Genomic DNA, 947 nt, shown 5'->3' on the forward strand with positions numbered 1-947 from the left:
ACCGGCCGGAGCGGGTGGTCGTCGTCGGGCGTCCCACGCTGACCCGCGCCGTCGGAGCGCTGCTGCGCCACCCGCAGGTCCGCGTCGAGACGGTGACGGCGGGGTTGCCGTGGTCCGATCCCGGGCATGTCGCGCGGGCCGTGTACCCCTGGGCCGCGCTGACGGCGGATACCGAGGTGACCGCGGGCTCGGACTGGGGTGCGGATTGGCGTCAGGCGGCCACGATCGCCCAAGCCGCCATCGCCGAGGTGCTCGGCGGCGACGAAGGGCCCGGCAGCGACGAAGGACCCGACAGCCAGGCGCTACCCGACGGCCGGGCGGGGCTGAGCGGCCCGACCGTCGCTCGGACCGTGATGGCCCACCTGCCGGCCGGGGCCCGCTTGTTCGTCGGCTCCTCGAACCCGGTGCGAGACCTCGACCTTGCCGCCGCGCCCCGGCACGACGGCGGTGCCGGGCCGCTGCAGGTGGTCGCCGGCCGCGGGCTGGCCGGCATCGACGGCTGCTTGGCCACGACGTTCGGCCTCGCCCTGGCCGACGACCGGCCCACCTACGCGCTCGTCGGTGACCTGACGTTCCTCCACGACACGAACGCGCTGCTCATCGGGCCCGGCGAACGGCGTCCGAACGTGACCATCGTCGTGCCCAACGATGACGGCGGCGGCATCTTCACCACCCTCGAGTACGGCGCTCCGCAGCGAGCCCGCGACTTCGAGCGGATCTTCGGCACCCCGACCGGCACTGACCTGGCGGCCGTGTGCGCGGCCCACGGGGTCGATCATGTGCGCGTCTCCGACTCGGCTGCGCTCGCGGCGGCGGTGGCGCAACCGCCCTCCGGAGTACGCGTCGTCGAGGTGCCCGTGCGGCGCTCCGGCCATCGCGACCTGCATGCCCGCCTGCGCGAGGCCGTCGACACCGCACTTCACCCCGCCCCGAACCCCGCCCTCCCG

The 947-nt window shown here is 75.2% G+C and carries 1 protein-coding gene; it reads left to right on the top strand.

Going from position 1 to position 947, the window contains the following annotated elements; genetic code table 11:
* A partial coding sequence (locus KD1_RS16005) for a thiamine pyrophosphate-binding protein (protein ID WP_245627449.1) occupies positions 1-947 on the top strand: 947 nt, incomplete at both ends.

Source organism: Kribbia dieselivorans NBRC 106261 (genome assembly GCF_001552435.1).
GTDB classification, from domain to species: domain Bacteria; phylum Actinomycetota; class Actinomycetes; order Actinomycetales; family Dermatophilaceae; genus Kribbia; species Kribbia dieselivorans.